This window comes from Dickeya fangzhongdai (assembly GCF_002812485.1).
In the GTDB taxonomy this organism is placed as follows: Bacteria; Pseudomonadota; Gammaproteobacteria; order Enterobacterales; family Enterobacteriaceae; genus Dickeya; species Dickeya fangzhongdai.
Window position 1 is genome coordinate 529,431 of sequence record NZ_CP025003.1, and the last position, 26,044, is coordinate 555,474.

At 57.8% G+C, this 26,044-nt stretch carries 27 protein-coding genes and 1 other RNA gene; 15 read left to right on the forward strand and 13 right to left on the reverse strand.

What is annotated here, in order from left to right:
* Positions 1-199: 199 nt before the first annotated feature.
* The gene (locus CVE23_RS02490) at positions 200-1,234 is read left to right on the forward strand and encodes a hypothetical protein (protein WP_100848803.1); all 1,035 of its coding nucleotides are present in this window, start codon (positions 200-202) and stop codon (positions 1,232-1,234) included.
* Between the two features lie 38 nt (positions 1,235-1,272).
* Here CVE23_RS02490 and ubiI read toward each other — a convergent pair whose 3' ends face one another.
* Genes ubiI through CVE23_RS02510 form a run of 4 tightly spaced genes read right to left on the reverse strand, consistent with a single transcriptional unit; the run spans position 1,273 to position 5,634 of the window.
* The gene (gene ubiI / locus CVE23_RS02495) at positions 1,273-2,484 is read right to left on the reverse strand and encodes an FAD-dependent 2-octaprenylphenol hydroxylase (RefSeq protein ID WP_038917697.1); all 1,212 of its coding nucleotides are present in this window, start codon (positions 2,482-2,484) and stop codon (positions 1,273-1,275) included.
* Positions 2,485-2,506: 22 nt separating this feature from the next.
* On the reverse strand, positions 2,507-3,685 hold the full coding sequence (gene ubiH / locus CVE23_RS02500; RefSeq protein ID WP_100848804.1) for a 2-octaprenyl-6-methoxyphenyl hydroxylase: 1,179 nt from the start codon (positions 3,683-3,685) through the stop codon (positions 2,507-2,509).
* A complete protein-coding gene (pepP, locus tag CVE23_RS02505; protein WP_100848805.1) occupies positions 3,682-5,010 on the reverse strand; it encodes a Xaa-Pro aminopeptidase in 1,329 nt (442 codons plus the stop codon). The genes ubiH and pepP overlap by 4 nt, the downstream gene beginning before the upstream one ends.
* Positions 5,011-5,049: 39 nt before the next feature.
* A complete protein-coding gene (locus CVE23_RS02510; RefSeq protein WP_100848806.1) occupies positions 5,050-5,634 on the reverse strand; it encodes a YecA/YgfB family protein in 585 nt (194 codons plus the stop codon).
* A 334-nt stretch (positions 5,635-5,968) separates the two neighbouring features.
* On the opposite strand from CVE23_RS02510, the gene zapA reads away from it, so the two are divergent.
* The 3 genes from zapA (at position 5,969) to CVE23_RS02530 (ending at position 7,230) form a co-directional block, all read left to right on the forward strand.
* Positions 5,969-6,298: a cell division protein ZapA gene (gene zapA / locus CVE23_RS02520; protein WP_012883229.1), complete on the forward strand. Its 330-nt coding sequence runs from the start codon at positions 5,969-5,971 to the stop codon at positions 6,296-6,298.
* A gap of 82 nt (positions 6,299-6,380) precedes the next feature.
* Positions 6,381-6,563: non-coding RNA, 6S RNA (ssrS, locus tag CVE23_RS02525), on the forward strand.
* Positions 6,564-6,615: 52 nt separating this feature from the next.
* A complete protein-coding gene (locus CVE23_RS02530) occupies positions 6,616-7,230 on the forward strand; it encodes a 5-formyltetrahydrofolate cyclo-ligase (RefSeq protein ID WP_100848807.1) in 615 nt (204 codons plus the stop codon).
* A gap of 13 nt (positions 7,231-7,243) precedes the next feature.
* Here CVE23_RS02530 and nadR read toward each other — a convergent pair whose 3' ends face one another.
* From nadR to serB, 3 genes are all read right to left on the reverse strand, one after another.
* Positions 7,244-8,500 (reverse strand): multifunctional transcriptional regulator/nicotinamide-nucleotide adenylyltransferase/ribosylnicotinamide kinase NadR, encoded by a 1,257-nt coding sequence (gene nadR, locus CVE23_RS02535; RefSeq protein WP_038917702.1) that lies wholly within the window; start codon positions 8,498-8,500, stop codon positions 7,244-7,246.
* A gap of 103 nt (positions 8,501-8,603) precedes the next feature.
* The gene (gene radA / locus CVE23_RS02540; RefSeq protein WP_100848808.1) at positions 8,604-9,989 is read right to left on the reverse strand and encodes a DNA repair protein RadA; all 1,386 of its coding nucleotides are present in this window, start codon (positions 9,987-9,989) and stop codon (positions 8,604-8,606) included.
* A gap of 88 nt (positions 9,990-10,077) precedes the next feature.
* Positions 10,078-11,055, reverse strand: coding sequence for a phosphoserine phosphatase (gene serB / locus CVE23_RS02545; protein ID WP_100848809.1), 978 nt, complete (start codon positions 11,053-11,055; stop codon positions 10,078-10,080).
* Between the two features lie 129 nt (positions 11,056-11,184).
* Between serB and CVE23_RS02550 the strand changes: the two genes are divergently transcribed.
* On the forward strand, positions 11,185-11,865 hold the full coding sequence (locus CVE23_RS02550; RefSeq protein ID WP_038917706.1) for a YtjB family periplasmic protein: 681 nt from the start codon (positions 11,185-11,187) through the stop codon (positions 11,863-11,865).
* A 14-nt stretch (positions 11,866-11,879) separates the two neighbouring features.
* On the opposite strand, the gene tam is transcribed toward CVE23_RS02550, so the two are convergent.
* From tam to CVE23_RS02565, 3 genes are all read right to left on the reverse strand, one after another.
* A complete protein-coding gene (gene tam, locus CVE23_RS02555; RefSeq protein WP_049854632.1) occupies positions 11,880-12,656 on the reverse strand; it encodes a trans-aconitate 2-methyltransferase in 777 nt (258 codons plus the stop codon).
* Positions 12,657-12,815: 159 nt separating this feature from the next.
* Complete coding sequence (locus CVE23_RS02560; RefSeq protein WP_100848810.1) at positions 12,816-13,766, reverse strand: hypothetical protein; 951 nt, start codon at positions 13,764-13,766, stop codon at positions 12,816-12,818.
* 118 nt (positions 13,767-13,884) lie between these two features.
* Complete coding sequence (locus tag CVE23_RS02565) at positions 13,885-14,775, reverse strand: hypothetical protein (RefSeq protein WP_100848811.1); 891 nt, start codon at positions 14,773-14,775, stop codon at positions 13,885-13,887.
* 430 nt (positions 14,776-15,205) lie between these two features.
* On the opposite strand from CVE23_RS02565, the gene prfC reads away from it, so the two are divergent.
* From prfC to CVE23_RS02590, 5 genes are all read left to right on the forward strand, one after another.
* Positions 15,206-16,795 (forward strand): peptide chain release factor 3, encoded by a 1,590-nt coding sequence (gene prfC / locus CVE23_RS02570; protein ID WP_038662740.1) that lies wholly within the window; start codon positions 15,206-15,208, stop codon positions 16,793-16,795.
* Positions 16,796-17,134: 339 nt separating this feature from the next.
* Positions 17,135-17,773, forward strand: coding sequence for a molecular chaperone OsmY (gene osmY, locus CVE23_RS02575; protein ID WP_038917711.1), 639 nt, complete (start codon positions 17,135-17,137; stop codon positions 17,771-17,773).
* Positions 17,774-17,937: 164 nt separating this feature from the next.
* Positions 17,938-18,099 carry a DUF1328 domain-containing protein gene (locus CVE23_RS02580; RefSeq protein WP_071605144.1) on the forward strand — a complete coding sequence of 54 codons (162 nt, stop codon included), beginning with the start codon at positions 17,938-17,940 and terminating at the stop codon, positions 18,097-18,099.
* 88 nt (positions 18,100-18,187) lie between these two features.
* Complete coding sequence (locus CVE23_RS02585) at positions 18,188-18,376, forward strand: CsbD family protein (protein ID WP_038920779.1); 189 nt, start codon at positions 18,188-18,190, stop codon at positions 18,374-18,376.
* A gap of 40 nt (positions 18,377-18,416) precedes the next feature.
* Positions 18,417-19,253: a TatD family hydrolase gene (locus CVE23_RS02590; RefSeq protein ID WP_049842610.1), complete on the forward strand. Its 837-nt coding sequence runs from the start codon at positions 18,417-18,419 to the stop codon at positions 19,251-19,253.
* 45 nt (positions 19,254-19,298) lie between these two features.
* On the opposite strand, the gene CVE23_RS23210 is transcribed toward CVE23_RS02590, so the two are convergent.
* On the reverse strand, positions 19,299-19,436 hold the full coding sequence (locus CVE23_RS23210) for a hypothetical protein (RefSeq protein WP_222844070.1): 138 nt from the start codon (positions 19,434-19,436) through the stop codon (positions 19,299-19,301).
* Positions 19,437-19,498: 62 nt separating this feature from the next.
* Between CVE23_RS23210 and CVE23_RS02595 the strand changes: the two genes are divergently transcribed.
* From CVE23_RS02595 to CVE23_RS02605, 3 genes are all read left to right on the forward strand, one after another.
* A complete protein-coding gene (locus CVE23_RS02595; protein WP_038917712.1) occupies positions 19,499-20,218 on the forward strand; it encodes a 4'-phosphopantetheinyl transferase family protein in 720 nt (239 codons plus the stop codon).
* 41 nt (positions 20,219-20,259) lie between these two features.
* Positions 20,260-21,018 (forward strand): SDR family oxidoreductase, encoded by a 759-nt coding sequence (locus CVE23_RS02600; RefSeq protein ID WP_100848812.1) that lies wholly within the window; start codon positions 20,260-20,262, stop codon positions 21,016-21,018.
* Positions 21,019-21,389: 371 nt separating this feature from the next.
* Positions 21,390-23,108 (forward strand): methyl-accepting chemotaxis protein, encoded by a 1,719-nt coding sequence (locus CVE23_RS02605; protein WP_038917714.1) that lies wholly within the window; start codon positions 21,390-21,392, stop codon positions 23,106-23,108.
* A 51-nt stretch (positions 23,109-23,159) separates the two neighbouring features.
* On the opposite strand, the gene CVE23_RS02610 is transcribed toward CVE23_RS02605, so the two are convergent.
* Both CVE23_RS02610 and CVE23_RS02615 read right to left on the reverse strand, forming a co-directional pair.
* The gene (locus CVE23_RS02610) at positions 23,160-23,681 is read right to left on the reverse strand and encodes a 1,2-dihydroxy-3-keto-5-methylthiopentene dioxygenase (RefSeq protein ID WP_038917715.1); all 522 of its coding nucleotides are present in this window, start codon (positions 23,679-23,681) and stop codon (positions 23,160-23,162) included.
* 357 nt (positions 23,682-24,038) lie between these two features.
* The gene (locus CVE23_RS02615) at positions 24,039-24,461 is read right to left on the reverse strand and encodes a flagellar protein FlhE (RefSeq protein WP_225622633.1); all 423 of its coding nucleotides are present in this window, start codon (positions 24,459-24,461) and stop codon (positions 24,039-24,041) included.
* 723 nt (positions 24,462-25,184) lie between these two features.
* Between CVE23_RS02615 and CVE23_RS02620 the strand changes: the two genes are divergently transcribed.
* Positions 25,185-25,808, forward strand: a complete 624-nt coding sequence (locus CVE23_RS02620) for an HD domain-containing protein (protein WP_038917717.1) — start codon at positions 25,185-25,187, stop codon at positions 25,806-25,808.
* Positions 25,805-26,044 carry a hypothetical protein gene (locus tag CVE23_RS23000; RefSeq protein ID WP_225622634.1) on the forward strand — a complete coding sequence of 80 codons (240 nt, stop codon included), beginning with the start codon at positions 25,805-25,807 and terminating at the stop codon, positions 26,042-26,044. The genes CVE23_RS02620 and CVE23_RS23000 overlap by 4 nt, the downstream gene beginning before the upstream one ends.

Genomic DNA, 26,044 nt, shown 5'->3' on the forward strand with positions numbered 1-26,044 from the left:
CTGTGGCTTATTGTAATGAAAATGTATTGTGATTTATCTGAGGAATGGATAATTCCGTCGGTAAATATTAATCCGTTATCGAATGTGGCGAAAATAATTGGTGGTGCTTATTTTACTGTTATTATGAAATCTGAATGCTGCGTAACTGCCTGGACATTATTCAGACGAAAATAACATCTGCGCCTGACAAGGATGATCAATGAGAAAAGTGATGTGGCTGGCAATGTTGCTGGTCGTGCCGTTACTGGCGTCCTGTATCCGTTTTTCCAATCCCGCTCCTTATAAAAAGATGCTGCGCGCCCAGTTCGGCGAGCAGTTGCAGTACCTCGATATGACCCGGCTTTCCCCCTCGGAACCGTTTAAATCCTGGCAAGGCGCGTATGCGCTCTACCTGCTCGATCGCAGCGACGACCAGACCTTTATGGTCCGCTTTGCCGAAACCGACGCACCGGCGCAGTTTGTGGCGCGGGTGCAGGCGGAACGGGCAGAGAAGACAGCGTTCGTCAAACGACAGCAGGCGTACCTCGATCGGTTGCTGAAACTGAATCTGACGGGCGATTTTTTCTCGCTGGCAGGTGAGGATTTGCAGGATCGGGATGAGTGGCTGGTGGCTTATTTTGCCGATCTTTCACAGCTTGGTCAGGATCGGTTTTTTATGTCAGACGCCAGTCTGAAAGCGCTGGCGGCCGTGCTGGCGCAGAATCGCGATCCCAAACCGACGATCCGGATTTACGACGCCAGCCTGAAAGACAAGTACGCCGGCGTATTGAAAAAACACTATCACGGCATTAATGAACCGATCGGCGGCGAGCGTTATACCTATCGCATCAGTCTGGCGGATGGCGGCGCTGTCGCTTATGGTATCGATAATACTGTTTCTCCCGCGCCGGGCATTGTCGAAGAAAAAAAGACCCCGCTCTATGATCGCTGCTATCAGGTTATTGCCCGGCAGATTAGCGAAAATTATTTTTATCGCACCTATGGCGTCTATATTTCACCGCTTGGTTTTTATCTGGGCGATTCGGTTATCCGCGAACGTATTCAGGAAAAATTGGGAACCCGGCCTTATTTTTCTTTTTCGCTGCTGGATCAAGTGAACGGTCAGAAGGTGGTGCGAGGCATCGTGGAATATACCGACTGGAAGAACGGCGATGGCAAACAGCAACTGTTTGAATATACCTATTTCTTTGCCGGCGAGCGGGTCGTACTGCGGGATTTGCGGGCCGCGCCATAATGCACGCGGCCTGATATTCTCAGGTTATGCGGCATGGATCAGCCGGCATGATCCAGCCAGTCCGGTAGATCGTTAAGCCCCATCGCCTGACGCACCAGAGTCGGTTTTATGCCCGGCAGCGTGTCCGCCAGTTTCAGGCCGATGTCGCGCAGCAGGCCGCCGACCGGATGGGACGCGGCGAACAGGGTGCGAAAGCCCTGCATACTCGCCAGCATCAGCGCGGCGCTGTGCTTGCGACGCCGTTCGTAGCGCCGCAGATACAGGTGCTGGCCGATGTCTTTGCCCTGCGCTTGCAACCGCTTGAGCTCGGCAATCAGCTCCGCCACGTCCATAAATCCGAGGTTGACGCCCTGGCCGGCCAGCGGATGAATGGTGTGCGCCGCATCGCCCGTCAGCACCAGCCGATGGGCGGCAAAGCTGCGGGCATAGCGCGCGGTGAGCGGGAAGGTTTGACGGTCGCCCTCCAGCTGGCACAGCCCCAGCCGCATATCGAAGGTCATCGCCAACTGCCTGGCGAACTCGTCGGCGGGCAGCTCGCGCAGCTGTTGAGCGCGTTCCGGCGGCAGCGACCAGACAATCGAACAGAGGTGCGGATCGCTCAGCGGCAGAAACGCCAGAATGCCGTCGCCGTGGAACACCTGGCTGGCGATGGCGCCGTGCGGCCGCTCGGTGCGGATGTTGGCGACCAGCGCATGATGGCCGTAATCCCAGAAAGTCAGCGGAATGTCGGCGTGCTGGCGCAGCCAGGAGTGCGCGCCGTCCGCCCCCACCACCAGCCGGGCGGTGAGCATGCTGCCGTCTTCCAGCGTAATGAAGGCTTCGTTTTCGCCCCAGGCGACCTGCCGCAGCGCGGCGGGCGCCAGCAGGGTGATGTCCCGCGACTGGCTTGCCTGCTGCCACAGCGCCCACTGGATGACGTCGTTTTCAATAATGTGGCCGAGACGGGAGAAGCCGAACTCTTCCCCGCAAAAACGGATATTGCCGAAGCTGTCTTTGTCCCAGACATACATTTCGTTGTAAGGACTCAGCCGCTGCGCGGCAATACCCGGCCAGACGTTGAGCTTGCGCAGCAGCGCCTCGCTGGCGGCATTGATGGCGGAGACGCGCAGCGCGTGCGGGCCGTTCGCCAGCGGTTCGGTCGCGGTCTGTTTTTCCAACACGGCGACGCTCAGGCCGCTGCCTTGCAGACCGCAGGCCAGCGCCAGTCCAACCATTCCCCCGCCCGCGATGACCACATCAAATGATTGCATAGAGCATGAATTCCTGTCTGTGTTAACGTTCCACCCAACCCAGCGTACGCCGCGCCAGCACATCCCGCAGCAACGGCAGGCTGTTCATCGCCATCAGCCCCAGATTCCGCCCGACTTCCATCGGGAACAGGTGATTGGAGAAGACGCGTACCAGCCCGTCGGTCAAGGCTACCGTGGTGTGCTGATCCGGCTGGCGGCGGCGCTGATAGCGTTGCAACACCGCCTGACTGCCCGGGTCTTCGCCCTGTTCAACGGCGGCCGTCAGCGTTTCCGCCAGCGTCATCACGTCGCGCAGACCGAGGTTAAATCCTTGCCCGGCGATGGGATGCAGAGTTTGCGCCGCGTTGCCCACCAACGCCAGCCGATGGCTAATATGCTGACTGGCGGTCACCAGCGTCAGCGGATAACTGTGGCGATCGCCGACCTGCGTTATCGCGCCCAGCCGCCAGCCGAAAGCGCGCTGCAACTGCTGGCGAAACTGTGCGTCGCTCCAGTTATCCACTTCGGCCTGTTGTGACAGCGGGTGGCACCACACCAGCGAACTGCGGCCTTTGCTCATCGGCAGCAGCGCCAGCGGGCCGTGCTCGGTGAAGCGCTCATAGGCGCGGCCCTGATGTGCTTCGGCGGTGGCGACGTTGGCGATGATCGCCACCTGTTCATACGGCGCCTGCTGCCACTGAATGCCGGCGTGTTGCGCCAGTTGGGAACGGGAGCCGTCGGCCGCCACCAGCAGTTGCCCGCTGAGGCGGGCGCCGTTGTCCAGCAGCAGCGATGCGCCGTCAGCCTCCCGGTTGACCTCCACCACCGTTGCCGGGCAGTGCAGCCGTACGCCGGGCGCGTTCTGTAGCAGTGAAAACAGCCGCTTGCCGGCGTCATGCAGTTCGACCACGTGGCCCAGCGCCGGCACCCGGTAGTCGCTGGCCTGTAGCCGCACCCGTCCCGCATGCCCCTGATCGCTGACGTGCACGCTGGCGATGGGGGTGGCGACGGGCGCGAGCGCCTGCCAGACGCCGATGGCGTCCAACTGCATGCAGGTGCCCTGCGCCAGCGCGATGGCGCGGGCGTCAAAGCCGGGGTGGTGGTGTTCCTGCGGCGAGCGAGCTTCGATCAGATCCACCGGGATCCGGCCGCCCGACAGGCGGGAGATCGCCAGCGCCAGCGTTGCGCCCGCCATTCCGCCGCCGACAATCATGACGGTCATGAGGCTTGTCCTGCCGCCCTTGCCATTAATGCTTCAATCTCGTCCGGATCTTTCACCACGTCGCCGGTCAGCACTTCATTGCCGTTCTCGGTGATGACGATATCGTCTTCGATACGAATGCCGATGCCGCGATACTCCGGCGGCACATCGGCGTCCGGCGCGATGTACAGACCCGGCTCGACCGTCAGCACCATGCCCGGCTCCAGCGTACGGCCGCGATCGGCGGTGCCGTAGTCGCCGACGTCATGCACATCCATACCCAACCAGTGGCTCAGGCCGTGCATGAAGAACTGGCGGTGCGTCTGCTCGGCGAACAGGGTGTCGACGTCGCCTTGCAGGAGGCCGAGTTTGATCAGGCCGCGCAGCATGATGCGCACCACTTCCTCGTTCACTTCGCGGATGCTGCGGCCCGGCGCGAACATCTCGATAGCGCGCACTTCCGATTCCAGCACGATGTCGTAAATGGCGCGCTGCGCCGGAGTGAATTTGCCGTTGACCGGGAAGGTGCGGGTGATGTCGCCGGCGTAGCCCTGATATTCGCAACCGGCATCGATCAGCACCAGATCGCCGTCGCGCATCTGACATTCATTTTCGGTGTAGTGCAGAATACAGGCGTTTTCGCCGCTGCCGACAATGGTGTTATAGGACGGGTAGCGCGCGCCGTGGCGGTTAAATTCGTGGTGGATTTCCCCTTCCAACTGGTATTCGAACATACCGGGGCGGCATTTCTCCATGGCGCGGGTGTGGGCCAGCGCGCTGATTTCACCGGCGCGGCGCAGGATGTCGATTTCCGCCGGCGATTTAAACAGGCGCATATCGTGCACCCACGGCCGCCAGTCGGTCAGCGTCGCCGGCGCGTGGAAGCCTTTGCGCGTACCGCCGGTGCGCAGGGTTTCCAGCGCGGCGAACACCAGCTTGTCGGCATAGGCGTATTCGCCCTGCGCATGGTAGACCACATCCAGGCCGTTGAGCAGCAGATGCAGCTGTTCGCCGATTTCGCTGAACGGCAGCGCGCGGTCTACGCCCAGCCTGGCGGGGGCCGCTTCCTGGCCGAGGCGACGGCCGAACCAGATTTCAGCGGTGACGTCGCGCACCCGGTTGAACAGCACGCTGTGATGGTGATTCTCGTCGCTTTTGATCAGCAGCAAGGCCGCTTCCGGCTCATTGAAGCCGGTGAAATACCAGAAATCGCTGCTCTGGCGGTAAGGGTAGTCGCTGTCTGCGTTACGTTGCGCTTCCGGCGCGGCAAACAGGATAGCCGCGCTGCCGGGCGCCATCTTGTCCAGCAGGGCCAGACGGCGGCGGAGGTATTCTTGTTGATTCATTACCTGCTCCTGAAAAGGGCATCAAATGCAGAATGTGTGTTAATGCAGTGTCGGTTTTTTTTGCTCCGGCGCAGTGACCACCGGACGGGTAAATTCGTTATGGCACATGATGGCCGCTACCCGTACATACTCGATCACTTCTTCCAGCGACTGCTCCAGTTCATCTTTATCTTCGTCTTCGTCGTAACCGAGCTGGGCGATGTTGCGCAGATCGTCAATCGCTTCTTTCAGCTCGCCCTGCGTTTTGCCAAGGCGGGGCTGGACGACGCCGAGGCCGAGCAGAAAATGGTTGACCCAGCCGGCCAGCGCGTCGGCGCGGTCGAATATGCTGACGTGCTCCAGCGTGTCGTCCGGCAGGAACAGCTGGAACAGAAAGCCGTCGTCCTCCAGCGCGTCGCGGGTAGCCTGATACAGATGTTGCAGCGGCTGGGCCAGCGTCTGCGGAAAGGCCATACCGTCGTTGGTCAGTTCGAACGTCAGCGTTTTCCAGCTATCATCATGGTTGCCGCCGCACAGCATGCCGCTTATCAGTCCGTGCATTTCGGCGGCGGTCAGGGCCACCTGATGCTGTTGCAGTAGCTGGTCGATAGCTTCGTAACCGGGGAGTGTATTCTGTATAGACATGAGCATTCATCGTCGTTGGCAGGTCGTTCGTGTTATGCTACCACCAAGCTCCGCTGCTATACCAGCAAGCTCCGTCGCCAGACCAGATACCCAATAGATTTCAAGCGACAGAAAGGCGGCAAGTGAGCGAATCCCGATGAGCTTACTCAGGTAAGTGATTCGGGTGAGTGAGCGCAGCCAACGCCTCTGCGGCTTGAAGTATGGCGGGTATAAAGGGCTTGTATCTTCTATTGTGGATATATATAGTAGCGCCCGCTTTTTCCCGGCCCCGTCACGGGCCGCGCAGCGGATGTCCCTCATGCGGGCGTGAAACGAAATAAGGCAGGAAGGTGACATGTCTGCACAACCGGTAGATATTCAGATTTTTGGCCGTTCGTTAAGAGTCAATTGTCCGCCAGAACAGCAGGATGCGCTGAATCAGGCTGCGGAGGATCTTAACCAGCGGTTGCAGGACCTCAAGGTTCGTACCCGGGTGACGAACACGGAGCAACTGGTGTTCATCGCGGCGCTCAACGTGTGCCACGAGCTGGCGCAGGAGCGGTTGAAAACCCGCGATTATGCCGCCAATATGGAACAGCGTATTCGCATGTTGCAGCAGACGATTGAACAGGCGTTGCTGGAGCAGGGCCGTATTACCGAGCGTCAGGGCGCGCAATTTGAGTAGCGTGTCTCGTTTTGACAAAAGTACGGTTTTTTGGGGTAACACATCGCTGCCAGACATGATAAGGTAGCCTTGAAAGAACAAAATTTCTCTGAGATGTTCGTCAGCGGGCAAGTCCCCTGAGCCGATATTTCAACCAACAGAATGTAACGATCCGTGGTTGGTGAGCATGCTCGGTTCGACCGAGAAGCCTTAAGACTGCGACGTTGCGTTCACCTTGAACCAAGGGTTCAAGGGTTACAGCCTGCGGCGGCATCTCGGAGATTCCCTCTCGTTTATTCCCCTTTGATTGCATGTTAATTGCATGAAAGTGACTGCGCATGAATCCAGCCAGTGCTTCTTCCGACCTTTCTTCCGTAGCGGCATTACGCCAGCAAATCCGTCAGCAGGTTCGTCAGCGTCGTCGCGCGTTAAATCGTGAACAGCAAGCTGCTTTTGCCGCACAGGCTGCCGAACGGGCGATGGCGCACCCGCGTCTTGGCGACGCCAGTCGGGTGGCGCTGTTTCTGTCGTTTGACGGCGAGCTGGATACCCGGCCGTTGATCGATGCGTTATGGCAGCGACACAAACAGGTTTACCTGCCGGTGCTGCATCCGTTCTGCAACGGGCATCTGCTGTTTTTGCGTTATGCGCCGGATACCGAACTGGTGTGGAACCGGCTGAAGATTCAGGAGCCGCGGCTGGATGTGCGCCAGGTGTTGCCGGTTGAGCAACTGGATGTGCTGCTGACGCCGCTGGTGGCGTTCGACGCTGCCGGGCAGCGGCTTGGCATGGGCGGCGGGTTTTATGACCGCACGCTGCAGCACTGGCGGTCGCGCGGTCCGTATCCCATCGGGCTGGCGCACGATTGTCAGCAGGTGGATGTGCTGCCGGCGGAAAGCTGGGATGTGCCGCTGCCGGAAATTATCACCCCGTCCCGCAGTTGGCGCTGGTGAAAGCGCGGCGGGATTAACTCGCCGCCGGCATCGGCGTTTGCCGGTCGTGTCCCAGCATTTGCTGCACCAGCTCCACGCAGCGCAGAAAGCGGCTGTCGTAGTCTGATTCGGTGACGTGGACGTACGGCACGTTATTTTCCGCCAGCATACTTTTGAGCACGTCCTGAAACGCCTTGCGATCCGCCGCGCTGCCCAGACTGCGCAGGCCGTCCGCCACCCAGGGGGTGTTGTTCTCCAGCAGAATCACCAGATCAAAGCGGTACTCCTCAACCAGCGCCTGTACGAACGGGTGCTCACGGCCTTCGTATTTTTTGCAAAACGCCTGCGTGGTGATGAAGTCGGTGTCGATAAACGCCACTTTGTTGGCATATTTCACGGCGAAATCAATGTACTGGGCCTGGCCGAGCGCGATTTTGTCGTAGTCCGAATACTGTAGCGCCATTTCGTCGCCGCCCAGGTGGGAGAACACGTAATCGCGGCCGTATTCCCAGGCGCTGGTGGTATTGAAAATATTGGCCAGCTTGTTGACCAGCGTGGACTTGCCGCTGGACTCGCCGCCCAAAACCGCCACGGTGCGCACGAAGAACGGTTTCACCTCGGTGGGGATATATTCCCAGTAGCGGAACGGATCCTGACGGATCTGCGCGCCGCTGATGCTCATAAAGGAGCGTTTAGGGTCGATCAGCACGGTTTCGATGCCGAGATGTTCCTTGTACTGCGGCGCGTCCTGCTCTTCGCTGGTGTAGACGTAGCTAGGGTCGATGCCTTTTTCCGACATGAACTGCTTAATGCCGCGGCTCCACACATCCCAGCCGTGCGGATAGGGTTCCATGCCCTGTTCGTTGAAGGCGTGAATGTGGATATTTTTCTGATATTTGAAGGTTTGCAGCAGCCAGCGCAGGCGGTCGCTGACGGTCGGCTGTTGCGACATGGAACTGTGCTCGAACAGCTGGCGGTCGCGCGGCTCGTCGTAGCCCAGAATCACGTGCAGTTCGTCTATCTGGCTGCAGGCGCGCTGAATCAGGTAAATGTGGCCGGTGTGCAGCGGATAAAACTTGCCGAACACCACGCCGATGCTTTTTTGCTGATAAGGAAATTCCAGCCCCAGAAAACGGTGCAGCGACTCCAGCTTCTGGGCGCTGGGGCTTTTGATTTTGGCGTTGAGCAACTGGCTTAAGTAGCCTTTGGTCATACCCGCGGCATCGGCGACCTGTTGCAGGGTACAGCCTTTTTGTCTGATGGCTGTTTTCAGGTAATCGTAGGGAGACATGGTCTGATACTCCGATGTGGCGGATAACGCTCTGCTATATTAACGCGTTACGATGTTAACGCTCTGCCATATTAAGGCTCTGACGAGCAAAGCCTAATGGAAATTACAGATCATCAAGGATCGCCAGCGCGTCCGACAGTTTTTTCACGCCCATCACCTGCATGTTGGCGGGTGGTTTTTTCGGCATGTTGGCAAACGGCACTATGGCGCGTTTAAAGCCGTGTTTGGCGGCTTCGGTGATACGTTCCTGACCGCTCGGCACCGGGCGAATTTCCCCGGCCAGCCCGACTTCGCCGAACACCACCAAATCCTGCGGCAGCGGCCGATCGCGGAAGCTGGACACCAGCGACAGCAGCAGCGCCAGGTCGGCGCTGGTTTCCGTTACCTTGACGCCGCCCACCACGTTGACGAACACGTCCTGATCCGACATTTGCAGCCCGCCGTGACGGTGCAGCACCGCCAGCAAGATCGCCAGCCGGTTCTGTTCCAGCCCGACCGCTACCCGACGCGGATTCGCCATCATCGAGTGATCTACCAGCGCCTGAATTTCCACCAGCAGCGGCCGGGTGCCTTCCCATACCACCATCACCGAACTGCCGGAGGTGATTTCATCGCCCCGGCTCAGGAAGATGGCGGACGGGTTGCTGACTTCCCGCAGCCCTTGTTCGGTCATGGCGAAGACGCCCAGCTCGTTGACGGCGCCGAAGCGGTTTTTGTGGCTGCGCAGGGTGCGGAAACGGGAGTCGGCGTCGCCGTCCAGCAGCACCGAACAGTCGATACAGTGCTCCAGCACTTTCGGGCCGGCCAGCGAGCCGTCTTTGGTGACATGGCCGACCATGATGATGGCGACGCCGCGGGTTTTGGCGAAGCGTGTCAGGTAGGCGGCGGTTTCCCGCACCTGCGCCACGCTGCCGGGAGACGACTGAATGTCCGCCAGATGCATCACCTGAATGGAGTCGATCACCATCAGTTTCGGCTGTTCCTGTTCGGCAATCAGGCAGATCTGCTCGATGCTGGTTTCCGACAGCATATTGATGTGCTGGGCGGGCAGGCCAAGACGGTGAGCGCGCATCGCCACCTGCTGGAGGGATTCCTCGCCGGTGACATACAGGGTCTTCATCTGTTCGGCCAGTTTGCACAGGGTTTGCAGCAACAGGGTACTTTTGCCGGCGCCGGGGTTGCCGCCGATCAGAATGGCGCTGCCGGGTACTACGCCGCCGCCCAGCACCCGGTCGAATTCCAGAAAGCCGGTGGAGAAACGCGGCAGCGCTTCCAGGCTGATGTCCGACAGTTTCTGTACCCGGCTGACGTTGCCGCTGTCCCCGGCGTAACCGGAGAAACGGTCGTTGCGTGACGAGGAGGACGCGGCGGCCAGACGCACCTCGGTGATGGTATTCCAGGCGTGACAGGCGCTGCACTGCCCCTGCCAACGCGGATAGTCGGCCCCGCATTCATTACAGACAAAGGCGCGTTTGACGGCTTTGGCCATGAATTACCTCCTTTTTACTGCTCTTTACTACATCTGCTCTTTACTACATCAGTGCTCTTTACTGCACTGCATCTCGGTATGGCGTGGCTCAGCCTTTTTCATGCCTCAGGCTGCCGCTGAGAATGCATAACACGCCGGTCAAGTCGGCATGGCGGATGCTGACCGCGCTCTGTTCGTTGACCTTGGGTTTGGCGTGGTAGGCGATGCCCAGCCCGGCCGCTTTGATCATCAGCAGGTCGTTGGCGCCGTCGCCGATGGCGACCGTCTGGTGTGGCGGGATCGAAAGCTTTTCCGCCAGCTGACGCAGCGTATCGGCTTTATATTTCGCATCGACGATCGGGCCGACCACGTCGCCGGTCAGTTTGCCGTCGCGCATGCCCATTTCGTTGGCGACCGCCGCCACCAGCCCGAGTTCATCACGCAGGTAGTCGGCGAAATAGGTGAAGCCGCCGGAAGCGATGGCCAGATGCCAGCCCGCGTCCTGCAACTGTTTGACCATGTTTTTCAGACCCGGCATCAGCGGCAGGGCGTCCCGCACCTGACGCAGAATGTTGGCGTCCGCGTCTTTCAGGGTGCCGACGCGCTGGCGCAGGCTGGCGGAGAAATCCAGCTCGCCGCGCATGGCGCGCTCGGTGACCTCGGCCACTTGCTCGCCGGTGCCCGCCAGTTTGGCGATCTCATCGATACATTCGATCTGGATCGCGGTGGAATCCATGTCCATGACCAGCAGACCGGGTGAGCGCAGGCTCGGGGTGTTGTACATTGGCGTCACGTCCAGCCCCAGTTCGTGGGCTACCTTGGTGATGCGCGGCGTCAGGATGCCGGCCAACCGTACCACCTGATAATCATCTACGCTCCAGGCGCTGACGATCACCAGCGGCTCATCCAGACGGCGCTGAATGCGAGATAACAGATATTTGTCGAGCACGTCGCCGTACATCAGCCAGCCGGTATTGCCGGCGCGGTAGTCGAGCGGCATTACCTCGTCGTCACTCAACGACAGCGGTAAATTTGGCCAGCAGTTGATCTCATCGGGCAGATCGCTATAGGTCAAACGGTTCGACATGGGTTAAATATCCTTTCCTGCGGGTAGTGAAGAATTGACGGGGTGGACGGTCACAAATCAACGCAACAAGCTATCCTATCGCCAACGCTTCTGGCAACATGAAAGTATCCAAATCGCGCAGGTATTCCCATGGTTCGGGCCCGGATAAAATTTCGCTTACATCGTACGGCCATTGTGCTGATCTGTCTGGCTCTGCTGGTGGTGTTGCTGCAGGGTGCGTCCTATTTCAGCCTCAGTCATCAAATGGCCCGTTCCGAGCAGGTGGAAGAGCTGGCGCGCACGCTGGTGAAGCAGGTGGCGTTCAGTCTGACGCCGCTGATGGAAAGCAACAGCGACAACAGCGGCAGAATCGGGGAAACGCTGCGACAGCTCACCGACCACAACCGTATTCTGGATGCCGCGTTGTACCAGCAGGACGGCACGCTGGTGGCGCGCGCCGGCGAACAGATTGAGGTGCGCGACCGGCTGGCGCTGGATGGCAGCCGCGCCGGCAGCTACTTCAACCACCAACTGGTGGAGCCGATCAACAGTAAGGACGGGCCGATCGGTTTTCTGCGCATCACGCTGGATACCCACGTGCTGGCGACCGAAGCCCGCCAGGTCGACAACACCACCAACATTCTGCGATTGATGATTCTGATGGCGCTGGCCATCGGCATTATTTTGGCCCGCACCCTGCTGCAGCATCGCCGTTCCCGCTGGCAGCAGTCTCCTTATTTGCTGACGGCCAACGCGTCGGCGCAGGATGATGAACCGGCTAACGACGATGAGCCGTCCACGCAGGATGGCGATCAGACCCGCAAACCCTGAGTTGGGCTGTCGTATCACTGGCGTTTGGTCGCCACCATAAACAGGCGCGGATAGGTCAGCAGGCTGTTGCCGTCCGCCTGAGCCGGGTAGGCCGTTTGCAGGCACAGCTGGTACTGTTGCAGAAAATCCTGCTGTTCCTGCTCGTTCAGTTCCGCCAGAAACGGGCGCAGACCGGTGCCTTTCAACCACTCGATGATTGCCTGCGGCCCGCTCATCACGTGATAGTAGGTGGTGTGCCAGATATCCACGTCGCAGCCGTGACTGACCAACAGATCGTAGTACTGCCCGGTGCTGAGCAACGCCTGCCTGACCTTGTCCACATCACCGAATCGTTCCCACCACGGCCCTTCGGCGGCGATTTTGCGCATCAGTTGATGTGTGGGCTGGCTGAGGGTATCCGGCATTTGCACCGCCAGCACCCCGCCCGGCGTCAGATGTTCGATCAGCGCAGGCAGCAGTTGGTCATGATCCGGCAACCATTGCAGCGAGGCGTTGGCGTAGATGATGTCCTGCGGCGTATCCGGCTGCCAACTGGCGATATCCGCCTCCTGAAACGTGCAGCCCGGCAGACGCTGTCGCGCCTGTTGCAGCATGGCGCTTGAGTTATCCACGCCGGTGACCCGCGCCTGCGGCCAGGCCTGATGCAATAGCTCGGTACTGTTGCCGGGGCCGCAGCCCAAATCGGTGATGGCAATAGGAGCAGGGTGGGAAATGCGGGATAACAGTTCAAGGGCGGGGCGGGTACGTTCGCCGGCAAAGCGCAGGTAAAGCTCGGGGTTCCAGTCTTGCATAGCCATATCCTCTGCAGGTGGGTGCGATGGGTAAAGCCGAGGAGTAGCAGCATAAGAAGTTGTGGCGGCTTTTTCCATCCGCCGTCGGGGAATGCAGCACAATCAGTCCTTGATAATCGGTCCCTGATCATCGGTCCCGGATTGTGCTGCGGGCGCCGGTTACCCCAGCTGTTGCTGGAACTGTTGCCATTGCGCCTGGAACTGGCCGATGGCCGACAGATAGTCGCTTTTGGTGTAAGGGTCGGCGAAGGTTCTGGATACATAATTGCGGAGCTGATCGAACCAGCTATCGACGCTGCCGGATTCGGTCAGCGCAAACACCTTCTTGCGTTCCAGTTGACTGGTCGAGATACCCTCACTGTTTTTCTGCAGCTCACGCTGTGCCGCCTCTGCCCGTTGGGTATCGCCGGTGTCGGTACTGTATTGATATACACTCTCCAGCGTGCCTTTCTCCATCCTGTCGAAAGCGGCGATCCGGTCACTGACGTACTGCGTAATATCCTGACTGGCTTGCTGCTGGTAATTGCTGTCGATGTAGCGGTTTTTCAGCGCTTCCAGCTTGGCTTGTTTGATCGGCAACTCCAGGTTGTCGGTGACGCTGCTCCAGGTGGGCAGTGGGGTATCAGACAAGGCGCTGTGAACGAGATCGAGAAAGTCATCTTTACTGATGCCGCTGTCGGCCTTGAGGTTATTGGCCCAGACGCCGAATACCGCGGATTCGTCGGTCAGAAAACGGTCGGTGAACAGCGGGTGGTTCATATTAACCCCCGGGATCATCACGATTGGCGTACCAACCAGATTGACTGACTGCGTCGGATCGCCGGAATTGCCGGTAGGGATCGCACTGGCTTCTCTGCGATCGCGCAGCTGTTTCGCCAGTTCCTCTTCAAGAGACGTGCCTTGCTGTGCGTACTTGGTGTTTGCCTTGTCGATAAGGTCGCGCAGGTGAGCCCGCGCTTCTTCGGATAGCTCGGTGGCGGCGGAGTCAACCGTGGTTCCATTCCGATCGACAATCTTGGCCGGATTGCCGACTGAGGTGTTGGTGGCTGACGTGGTAAGGCTCTGGGTTTGAGAATTGCTATAACCCGTATTGATAACAGACAAGCTCATACTCTCTCCTTAAATGCAATTAAGCGTTAGCCTGTCTGTTATCGGTAAGTGTAAATTAGATCTTTACAAATGTTTCTAAATGTTATTATCCGCGTGGATCTTAATAGCGTGATGCGTATTACCCCAGACGCTGGCGGAACTGCTGCCATTGGTTCTGCAGCGCATTGATGTTCTGCTGTTCCCAGTCGCTGCCGTAGGACGAGGCCTTCAGGTAATGGCTGAAACTGTCGAACCAGCCGTCCACGTTGCCGCCGCTCGCCAGCGTAAAGATTTGCTGGCGTTTGACCTGCAAATCGCTGGTGCCGGCGTCGTATTTCTGTAGCTGGCTTTGTGCCCACACCGCGCGAGCGGTATCGCCCACTTCGATGCCGATGCGGTATTCGCCTTCCATCAGCGCCTTGCCGATGGTGTCTTCATCGCTGATTTTCTGATTGACGTAGCTGTTGATGGCCGCTTCCGCCTGCTGCTGGTAGCTGCTGTCCAGATACTTGTCTTTGATCGCGGTCAGTTCGGCTTTTTTCACGCTCAGTTGCATGGCGCTGGTGATATTGCTCTGCTGATTGGCGAAGCCGTAGGCCAGCACATCGTGGACCAGCGTCAGGAGGTCTTCCTTGCTGATGCCGCTGTCGGCTTTGATGTTATTGGCCCAGCTGCTAAATGTCAGGCCGTCGCTGGACGTGATGGGGTCGCGAAACAGCAGGTTGTTCAGACTGACGCCGGAGGAGGTGCGCGTAATCACATCGTTGCGCAGGTCGCGAATGGCGAGCGTCAGTTTTTCCTGTTCTTCTTTACTCAGTGTTTCTTTACTCAGTGTTTCATTCAGCGGCGTGGCGCTGCGCCAGCGCGCCAGCGTTTCTTCGGATACTTTGATGCTGGTAGGGAGTTCAATCGTTTTTCCGGTCAGAGGATCGATTTTTACCGGATCGCCGTTGGACGAAGCGCCGGCGGATGGTGCGTTAATCTGGGTCTGAGAACTGCTATAACCCGTATTGTCGACAGACAGGCTCATGCTCTCTCCTTAATTATGATAAGCGTTAACCTGTCTGTTATCGGTAAGTGTAAAACAGATCTTTACAAATGTTTCTGAATGTTATTATCAGGTGGCGGGCCTAATGCGCTGTTTGCGTTATCACCGACTGTGTTTGCGTTATGGTCGATCGTGTTTACGTTATGATTGATTGTGCCGGGCTGGCAAATCGGGGAAAATGGACGGCTTATTTATGTCTGTCGCTACTTATGCCTGTCATTTAAGCCTGTGTGGGGGAAAACGCGTGTAAAAATGCTTAATAGAATCTCTCAGCCATGCGGCTGCGCTTACTGCGTGTGCCGATGGCTTAACTGATTGGCATTATACAGCTTGATGTCTGTATTTTCCGCTTTGCCTGATGCGGCGTGCGATGCGCGTGTCGGGCGGCTAACTATTAAGAAGCCTGAATAACATGTCTCCAAGTGAATACGCACGCGAAGTCTCGAAACGTCGGACATTCGCCATTATCTCTCACCCCGACGCCGGTAAAACCACCATTACGGAAAAGGTGCTGCTGTTCGGACAGGCGATTCAGGTCGCCGGTACGGTGAAAGGACGCGGCTCCAGCCAGCACGCCAAATCCGACTGGATGGAAATGGAAAAGCAGCGTGGTATCTCGATTACCACCTCGGTGATGCAGTTCCCTTACCGTGAATGTCTGGTCAACCTGCTGGATACGCCGGGGCACGAAGACTTTTCCGAAGATACCTACCGTACGCTGACCGCGGTCGACTGCTGCCTGATGGTGATCGACGCCGCCAAGGGCGTTGAGGATCGGACCCGTAAGCTGATGGAAGTTACCCGTCTGCGCGACACGCCGATCCTGACCTTCATGAACAAACTCGACCGCGACATCCGCGACCCGATGGAGCTGCTGGATGAAGTGGAAAGCGAGCTGAACATCGCCTGTGCGCCGATTACCTGGCCGATCGGCTGCGGCAAGCTGTTCAAGGGCGTCTATCACCTCTACAAAGATGAAACCTATCTTTATCAGAGCGGCATGGGCCACACCATTCAGGCCGTGCGCATCGTCAAAGGGCTGGATAATCCGGAACTGGATCAGGCGGTGGGCGAGGATCTGGCCGCGCAGTTGCGCGATGAGCTGGAACTGGTAAAAGGCGCTTCCCACGAGTTTGAACAGGACGCGTTCCTGAACGGCGAATTGACGCCGGTGTTCTTCGGCACCGCGCTGGGCAACTTCGGCGTAGACCATATGCTGGACGGGCTGGTGGCATGGGCGCCTGCGCCGATGCCGCGTAAGACCGACGCGCGCGTGGTCAGCGCCGACGAAGAGAAGTTCAGCGGCTTTGTATTCAAGATTCAGGCCAATATGGACCCGAAACACCGCGACCGCGTGGCGTTCATGCGCGTGGTGTCCGGCCGGTACGATAAAGGCATGAAACTGCGTCAGGTGCGTACCGGCAAAGACGTGGTGATCTCCGACGCGCTGACCTTCATGGCGGGCGACCGCTCCCACGTGGAAGAAGCCTATCCGGGCGACATCATCGGCTTGCACAACCACGGTACGATCCAGATAGGCGATACCTTTACTCAGGGCGAAGAGCTGAAATTCACCGGTATTCCCAACTTTGCGCCGGAACTGTTCCGTCGTATCCGCCTGCGTGACCCGCTCAAGCAGAAACAGCTGTTGAAAGGGCTGGTGCAGCTTTCCGAAGAGGGCGCGGTGCAGGTGTTCCGTCCGCTGATCAACAACGATCTGATCGTGGGTGCGGTTGGGGTGCTGCAGTTTGACGTGGTGGTGGCGCGCCTGAAAACCGAATACAACGTGGAAGCGGTGTACGAGTCGGTGAACGTCTCCACGGCCCGGTGGGTCGAGTGCGGCGACGTGAAGAAATTCGAGGAGTTCAAGCGCAAGAACGAACAGCATCTGGCGCTTGATGGCGGCGACAATCTGGCCTATGTGGCGCCGACCATGGTTAACCTCAACCTGGCGCAGGAACGTTATCCTGACGTACGGTTCCATAAAACCCGCGAGCATTAATCGCCGGTTTACCGCCCACTCCGTCCGGAGTGGGCTGCTTTCTGCTTATTCCTTAACGATCAATCTGTTGTTGCTGCCTTCCCCGCGGTTTTTCCGCCACGGACAAATCTGAAATCACCGCCAGCCGGCCGCTCTGCGCTGGGCTTTTCACTCTCATTGGCTATAGTTAACGGTGTGTTACGTATTTGGTTTATTTAACTGCCATTGGTTTTCGTAGTGGTTTGTTATGTTGATTTTATACTTTTAGTTAACGAGATAATCTGACGAATCATGACGAATCGCTCCGGGCTAATGGGTAAACCTGTTGTGAAACAGGCAATAACGATAAGGAAGGTATCGATGAAAAAGACCAAGATTGCACTTTCGACTAAATTTGCATTTTCGCTGGCGACGGTGGTTCTGGGGACGGTACTGGCGGGCGGTCAGGCGCAGGCTGAGCAGCAAACGCTGGTGCAGCAGGCGCAGCGTATCGCGGATACCGCCGGTAAAAAAATCGATAGTTCCGTACAACAGGCCGCGGGCTTTGTGGATGACAGCACCCTCACCGCCAGGGTGAAAAGCGCGCTGCTGAAAGATGAAACGCTCGACAGCAATGACATTTCCGTTTCCACCCGCGATGGCGTGGTGACGCTCAGCGGTTTTATCAGCAGCCAGCAGATGGCGACCGGCGCGGTGAAAATCGCCGCCCAGACCGAAGGGGTCAAGTCGGTCAGTGATAAATTGCAGGTGAAGGATAACAGCGGCGTGCAGTCGGTCGGCGCGTATGCCGACGACACCCTCACCACCAGCACCATCAAGGCCAAACTGTTGGCGGATGACATTGTTCCTTCCCGTCACGTTAAGGTTGAAACCCACGACGGCGTGGTGCTGCTGACCGGTCAGGTGACGAGTCAGGCGCAGGCCGATCGGGCGGAAGCCATCGCTAAAGCCGTAAGCGGCGTCAAAAGCGTCAAGAACGCGCTGACGGTGAAATCCTGATGCGCTTCGCCGCCGGGAGCACCGGCGGCAGAGCGGCGGCGCGATGCTCGCCGCCGTTATTCCCTTTCTGACTGACTATGGACGCCGCCCGGCATACGCAGCCCGGTTCAGGGGCGTACGTACTGGCGGCGACTCCCTCGCCTGTTCGCTCGCCAGGAGGTCTGATGTTTCGCTGGGGCATTATCTTTTTGATTATTGCGGTCATTGCCGCCGCTTTCGGGTTCGGCGGCCTCGCCGGTACTGCCGCCGCCGCGGCTAAAATCGTCTTTGTGGTGGGGATTATCCTGTTCCTGCTCAGCCTGTTTATGGGGCGACGCCGGCGATAGCTTGAAGCCATACGGTTGTCATATTTTTCCGCCACACTGTCCGTGCTGTTTTTTGTCCGACGTTTGTCCTGTTCTGGGGGTCATCATGATGAATCTGGATGTCGCCATCGGCAGATGGAAGCAGTGGAAAGGGTGTCTGTGGGAACTGTGGGCCGAGTGCTTTGACAGCGACGGCGCCTGGGTGTCGGGAAACCACGGTTTTCTGGCCGGTGTGATGCAGGAATATTACGGAAAAGAGCAGGACAAGGTATCCTCGGAGCATGACCGTTTGCACTGAGGGATAACCGTTGCCCACCCACTCTTTATCCGATGACGCGATGGCGGCCGAGCCCGATCGCGCGCAGGCAGCGAGCGTCGGGTTTATCGATACCCATTGCCATTTTGATTTTCCCCTGTTCGCTGAGGATGACGCGGGCAGCCTGACGCGGGCGGCGCAGGCGGGCGTACACCGCCTGATTGTGCCGGCCGTGGCCGCCGAACATTTTGAACGGGTGCTGGAACTCAGCCAGCGCTGGCCTGCCCTGTACGCCGCGCTGGGGCTGCATCCGCTGTATATCGCCGGGCATCAGGACGCCCATCTGGCCGAACTGGCGTCCCTGCTGGCGCAGCCGCATCCCCGTCTGGTGGCGGTGGGCGAGATCGGCCTGGATCTCTACATGCCGGAACCGCAATTTGAACGGCAGAAAGCGTTTCTGGGCGCGCAGCTTCAGCTGGCGGCCCGGCGCGATCTGCCGGTTATTCTCCATTCCCGTCGTAGTCACGATCAACTGGCGCAAATACTGCGCCGTTACCCGGTTCCCTGTACCGGCGTAGTGCATGGTTTTGCCGGCAGCTACGATCAGGCCATGACGTTTATCCGCCTTGGCTACTACATCGGCGTGGGCGGCACTATTACCTATCCGCGCGCCAACAAGACTCGGCAGGCGATTGCGCGCCTGCCGCTCGACCGGCTGCTGTTGGAAACCGATGCGCCGGATATGCCGGTGTGCGGGTTTCAGGGGCAACCGAATCGCCCGGAGCGTATTACTTCGGTGTTCGAAACGCTGTGCGAATTACGTCCGGAATGGCCGCAGGTCATTGCGGGCGCCATTCTCGCCAATACCCTGCGGCTGTTCCCGGGGTTGCAGTCGCCGGAGCCGCATCAATCCGCCTGATGCCGCCGCCATACTATTGGCGTTTATTGCATTAGTTGCTTTACTTTACGGTATCCTTGGCGACATCGGCGACGGGGTCAATGACTCCCGGTTGTCGATTAAACGGATGCTGGGCTGGGTTTTCTCGCCGCTGGCGGCGGTTGGTGTTTCGCCGGATGCGTTCACGTTCAGTCGGCGATACATCGTCTTATTTACCGGAGGGCCTGCTCGTGGACGGCTCACACCCGGTTGCAGAGTGCAGTGACATGCTTTCTTCATTTATCAAAAATATCGAATGGTTGACTGTCCGTCAGGCCGGGAATGAAACCACTTACCCTGGGCATTGTGCGCGCTGTTATTTCGACCTGTCGGCGTACCGCGATGATCTGTTTTCCCGGGCAGGTATTCCCGTCCCGGCGGAAATCACCCGCTCGGTGCCGAAACGTCGGGCGGAATATCTGGCGGGGCGTTATCTGGCAAAAATGGTGCTGTCCCGGCTGGGGGTGAATGGCTATGTGCTGACCAGCGCGGCCGATCGCTCGCCGCAGTGGCCGGAGCGTATCATCGGATCGCTCAGCCACAACGTCGACAGTGTGCTGTGCGCTGCGCATCAATGCCGCCACGACGCGTCCTGCGTCGGGCTGGATATCGAAACCCGGATGAACGCCGAGCGCGCCAATAACCTGTGGCCCGGCATCGCCGATGAGATTGAGTATGACTGGCTGCACTCCCACAACCCCATCAGTTTCGCCAGTATGCTGACGCTGAGTTTTTCCGCCAAAGAGAGCTTGTACAAGGCGTTGTATCCACAGGTAAAACGTTACTTCGATTTTCTGGATGTCCGCATGGTCGGGCTGGATACCGTACAGCAAACCTTCACGTTGCAGTTGCTGACCGACCTGTCGCCAGATTATCTGGCGGGGCGTCGTTTCTCGGGAACCTACCAATTGCGGGAAAGCGATATCACCACGTTTCTGTTTGACTGAACAGGATGCCATTGACGTCACGACAACAGGGAGCGACGAACATGAAGATGACCGGCAACACGATACTGATTACCGGCGGCGGCTCGGGCATTGGGCTGGGGCTGGCGGCGGCGTTTCACCAGCGCGGCAACCAGGTGATCATCGCCGGACGGCGCGAGGCGACGCTGCGCCAGGCCGCCGCCGCCTTCCCCGGCATGGTCTGGCGGGTGTTGGATCAGCGCGATCCTGAGGCCATCAGCGCCTTTGTCGATCAGCTGACGCGGGATTATCCGGCGCTCAATGTGTTGATCAATAACGCCGGTATTCAGCGGCGTGAAGATCTTACCCAGCCGGATCCGCAACTTATCAACGACACGGTGTCGACCAATTTGCTGGGGCCGTTGTGGCTGACCGGCGCGTTGATACCCCATCTGCTGCGTCAGCCGCACGCGGCAGTGCTGAATGTGACGTCGGAACTGGCGTTTCTGCCGCAGGCGATTACCCCGACTTACTGCGCCAGCAAGGCGGCGCTGCATGCCTATACCGATGCGCTGCGCTGTCAGTTGCGCCAGACGCCGGTGCAGGTCATCGAAATTATTCCGCCCTGGGTGCAGACCGGATTGCAGGGCGAATGGGGCTATGACCCGCGCGCCATGCCGTTGCCGGACTTTATTGATGAAACGCTGGCTTTGCTGTCGCAGCAGCCGGAGGCCGACGAGATCGTGGTGGAACGCGCCCGCGCGTTGCGATTTGCCGAACGGGAAGGCGCTTACGCCGAGCGTTTTCGGGCATTCAATCTTGACCCGGACACAGGCGATTAAAACGTAGTCGGTTAGGGGGATGGCTGACGGCCTCTCTCCCGGTCGGTTATCCGGAGGCAACACGGTATCTGGGGGTAATATTGTGTCCGGATGTAATATTTCATGTTTTCTGATGAGTTACGGTTTGGGCAACCGCCTTAATTTTAATCTGCTATTGCCGGTGTTTTTTCCATATATTTTGTATTGATTTTATTTTATCTTTTAAAATCAGTTATTTGATGTCTATTTATTCATTTCCTTATTCTACGAATGCGGCTTTTCTCCGGTTTTTTTCCCGTTGGACAGATTAATCTCTGACGTTAACACGCCGATAACTAATGTAATGTTTTGTATAAATTCAGCGACCATGTGCCCTCTTAAAGGAAAAAATGATGAATACAACTACTCTGCCTCCTTCGTCGTCCGGTGTGAGTTTCTGGCACAACTGGCGGCTGATGCCGATGTTCAGCTCGATTATCGGCGTTATCCTGATCCTGTTTGCACTGGCGATTGGCTTTTCAGTCCATTTTCTGATGCGCAGCAACAGCTCCCTTAACGACGTGACGGCGGAAATTCAGGTCCGTCTGGGGGTTTCCAACAGTTCCAACCATTTACGTACCGCTCGCCTGATGTTGATTCAGGCCGCCGCCGCCGCCAAAGAGGGCGATAAAGACACCGCCAGCAGCAGTATTCAGCAGGCGGAAGGCCGCCTGAAGCAGTCGGCGGACAGCTTTGCCGCCTACCAGAATCGTGAAGTGAAAACCCCGGCCGATCTGGCGCTGGATGACGCGCTGCAACAGCGCTACAACGACTACGTCAATAATGGCGTCAGGCCGATGCTGGATGCGGTGAAAGCCGGTCGTTACGACGATGTGGTGGCGACCGAATGGAAACAGACCCGTAAGCTCGATCTGGCCTATAACGAGGTATTGCTGAAAGTGGTGGCGATTCGCACCCAGCGGGCGGAAGCGCTCAACAACGAGGCGCAGCAGGAGTCGGTGCTGGGTTACAGCGTGATGGCCGCCAGCTTTGTGGTGGCGGTGCTGGTGTCGCTGTTTACCTACCTGTGTCTGCGCCGGGTGATCATCAAACCGATGCGTTCGCTGGTTGAACGTATTGAACATATCGCCGCGGGCGATCTCACCATGCCGCTGGCGCAGTGGGGACGCGGTGAAATCGGCCAGTTGGGGCACTATCTGCAGAACATGCAGCAGTCGCTGGCACGCACCGTCAGCAATGTACGTCACGGGGTGGAAGCCATTTATCAGGGTATTACCGAAATTTCCGCCGGCAACAGCGATCTCTCTTCCCGCACCGAAGAGCAGGCGTCGGCGCTGGAGCAAACTGCTTCCAGCATGGAAGAGCTGACCTCTACCGTGCGTCATAACGCCGACAACGCCAACCACGCCAGCCAACTGGCCGGCAACGCTTCCGGCAAGGCGCGTCAGGGCGGCGAACTGGTGGAAGGCGTGGTGAAAACCATGGGCAACATCCACCAGAGTTCGAAGAAGATTTCCGAAATCACCAATATCATCAACGGCATCGCTTTCCAGACCAACATTCTGGCGCTTAACGCCGCGGTGGAAGCGGCGCGTGCCGGCGAACAGGGCCGCGGTTTTGCGGTGGTGGCCGGCGAAGTGCGTTCGCTGGCGCAGCGCAGCGCCCAGGCCGCCAAAGAGATCGAAGGGCTGATCACCGAATCCGTGGCGCTGGTGGAAACCGGCTCCGGTCAGGTCAGCCGCGCCGGGGAAACCATGCAGGATATCGTCAACGCCGTTACCAGCGTGACGGATATCATGGCGGAAATTTCGGTGGCGTCGCAGGAGCAGAGCAAAGGCATCGATCAGGTCGGGCAGGCGATTAACTCTATCGATAATGTCACCCAGCAGAACGCCGCGCTGGTGGAGCAGGCTACCGCTGCCGCCACGTCGCTGGCGGAACAGGCCGCCGGGCTGAATGAGGCGGTGTCGGCGTTTCGTATCGACGGCGCGGAACGCCGCCCGGCCATCAGCATCGGGGCCCGTCCGGCTTCTTCGCCGGCGGCGTTGCCCAAAACGCTCCCCGGCGCGAAGAAAGCTAAAAGCAGCAACGACGGCTGGGAAACCTTCTGAGTTACAAAGGTAAAAGCCGTTAACGGGTAGCCTTTGGCTACCCGTTTTCTTTTAGTGAAACGTCGGGCGGCCGGTAAAATGCCCGACCCAGCCGGACGGATTGGTAAAAATGCGAATGGCGGTGAAATCGGGAAACTCGCCGCTATCGAACCAGTGTGGAGTATTGGCGGGCACCCGCAACAGGTCGCCGGCCTGGCAGGTGAGGCGATACACCTGTTCGCCCGCCGGGACGAAAAAGGTGCCGCTGCCGCGGACAAAGAAACGCACTTCATCTTCGCTGTGGGTGTGCTCCTGCAAAAATTTCTCCCGCAGCGCCGCCCGGTCCGGGTGCTCTGGGGTCAGGCTGATGACGTCCGCCGAGGTATAACCCTCGCGCTGACTGAGCCGGTCGATATCCTGACGAAAACGCGCCAGCAACGCGTCGCCGTCAACGTCGGCAGGGGTGTCGCCGGTGTGCCAGCGCTCCAGTTGCAGGCCCGCCGCCGCCAGCAGGGCGGCAATCTGGTCGAATTCGTCGAACTGCTGAGTGGGATATTCGAGGTGAGGACGGTGGAAAATCGCCAGTGTGGTCATGGTGGTTACTCTCAGTAAAAGGGATATGGCGTTAACCTTTCACTCTGCATGGTTAAAAAACAAGATGCTTTATTTATATCTTATTACCAGATCTTTTTTTGATACGAGCGTGTAAAACAGTATTTACCTTTGCTTAACCGCGTGGAAGGGATTAGTGATATCACGCTTTTTGGGGAGCGTTCCCGCGTTTATTCCGGTTGAGGATATTTGGGGCGTTCTCTGGCTGCACCAGCCGCATAATCTATTCTTTTGAGATTTTATTAATATAGGCTGTTATTTATTTTCTATTTTATTATTTATTTTGTATTAATTAAGAATAAAACAGGGAAGCGATATACTTCCCTGCGGCCTGAATATTTATTGCCAGTTCACGATGATTTGCGCCTGCTGGCCGGAAACCGGTATTTTTCCGCCACTTATTACGCGCATGGCAAAGAAGAACGGCAGCGCCGGGCTTTTGCCTTTAAATACTTCGGTTGACATTCTTCTTGTGCGGGAAACATCAACACAATTACTGGTGCTGCCCTGACACAGATAAACATTTAGGCCATCGGGAAAACCTGCCACATTCCAGGTCCAGCTTACGTAGGTAATCGCACCGTTGGCCGGCGGATTGCCCTTAACCGGGACATCAACGGTTTCGAGGAAATTACGAGCGTATACGGTGGGAAGAACCACACTGGAGGTGTAGCTGCCTGCCGCGATGGCCACCTGAGAAAGTGAAGCTGCCAGAAGCGCGCCGCCCAGAGCGAGACGTGTAAAAACTGATTTCCGTTTCATATAAATAACTCTCAATATGAGATAAATTGACCGACAGAAAATAGGTTATGCCTGTCCATGCTGGCTATTTTATGGCTCAACCAGACCATGGAAGAGCGTTTTTTCGGTAGTGTAAATAATACCTGCCGATAAATAGATGGTTATTTTCTGTCGACGAACGCCATTCCCCAGAGGTGAGAACTGGAATGGCCGTCGCTACATTCTAATAATTAGTCATTGATGTCAATTTTATATTTATTAACTGCGTTTTAAATATGAAAATAAAAAGGCGGAAATAATTCTACTGATATTTATTTCTGACGATGGGTAAATAGGACGAAAAATCACCTGAACAATGCCGGCGAAAAAAACAGGTGAACAACACCGCGGCAAGCCGGATGGTCGGGGTGGGGAGGCGGGAAAAATTACACGTGTCGGCGGCGCCTGAGTCGGCGTTCGCATGGCGGTGAGGGCGTTGTCTGTGGATGAACGGCGGGCTATCAATCGTGCTTTAGTGCAACGAGCAGGGCGTGTGTCACCACCTATTTTTCGAGTTCACCCCCCCGGAGTTTATTCTTCAATAAAAAAATAGTTTATTCTTAAATAATAAGCTAGCCGTAGCCTGATGGCGTTTTTCAGCATTATGATCGCTGTGCCCCGTGTATCAGGGACTGCAACAGGGTTGTTGTGATGACGCCGCGAATGCATGACGATAGGCATTGACTCCATTTAAGGAGCGCGAAAATGACACTCACTGAACGAGCCAGGATCTTCGCTACCGCGGCACATGCCGCCTGCGAGCAGAAACGGAAATATACCGGCGAACCCTATATTGTTCACCCGGCGGCGGTGGTCGCCCTGTTGATGCAGATTGACCCATCGCCGGAAATGATTGCCGCCGCCTGGCTGCATGACACGGTGGAAGATACCGGCGTAACGCTGGAACTGGTGGCCGAATTGTTTGGCGCGCCGGTGGCGCGTTATGTGGAAATGCTGACCGATGTGCGCACCCGGCAAGCCGGCGGCGAGCGCATTCACCGCAAAAACGCCAATCTGCTGCACAGCGCGGTCGCCTGCCCGGAGGCGCAGAGCATCAAGCTGTGCGATCTGATTGATAACAGCCGCAGTGTGCTGGAACATGACCCGGTGTTCGCCCGTCCGTACATGGTGGAGATGCGCCGCTTGCTGGCGGTGCTGACGCAGGGCGACCCGAGGCTGTACGACGTCGCGACCCGCCAGTGCGATCACACGATTCTCTCTATTCACCGCGCACAGGGCGATGAAGGTTGGTATCAGCAGTTATGGCAACAGTATGAAGCCCATCTGCCGCTGAGCGTGGTGCTGGCGCGAACGCGGGAACTAGCGTGAGCGTACGGATTGTGCGTGTCGGGGCATTGCCGGACGCGCTGGCGACGCTGATTGCCGAAAGTCAGCGGCAAGGCTTCCGTTTTCTGCAGCGGTTGCGGGAGGAGTTTCAGTCCGGCGCCAATCAATTCCGGCTGCCCGGCGAAGGGCTGGGATATTTACCGGTTAATTATTCCCATATCAGTCATAGTAAGACTCTGGCCGCCGGTCAGAAATCTCAGCCTGCTGAGTCAGAATAA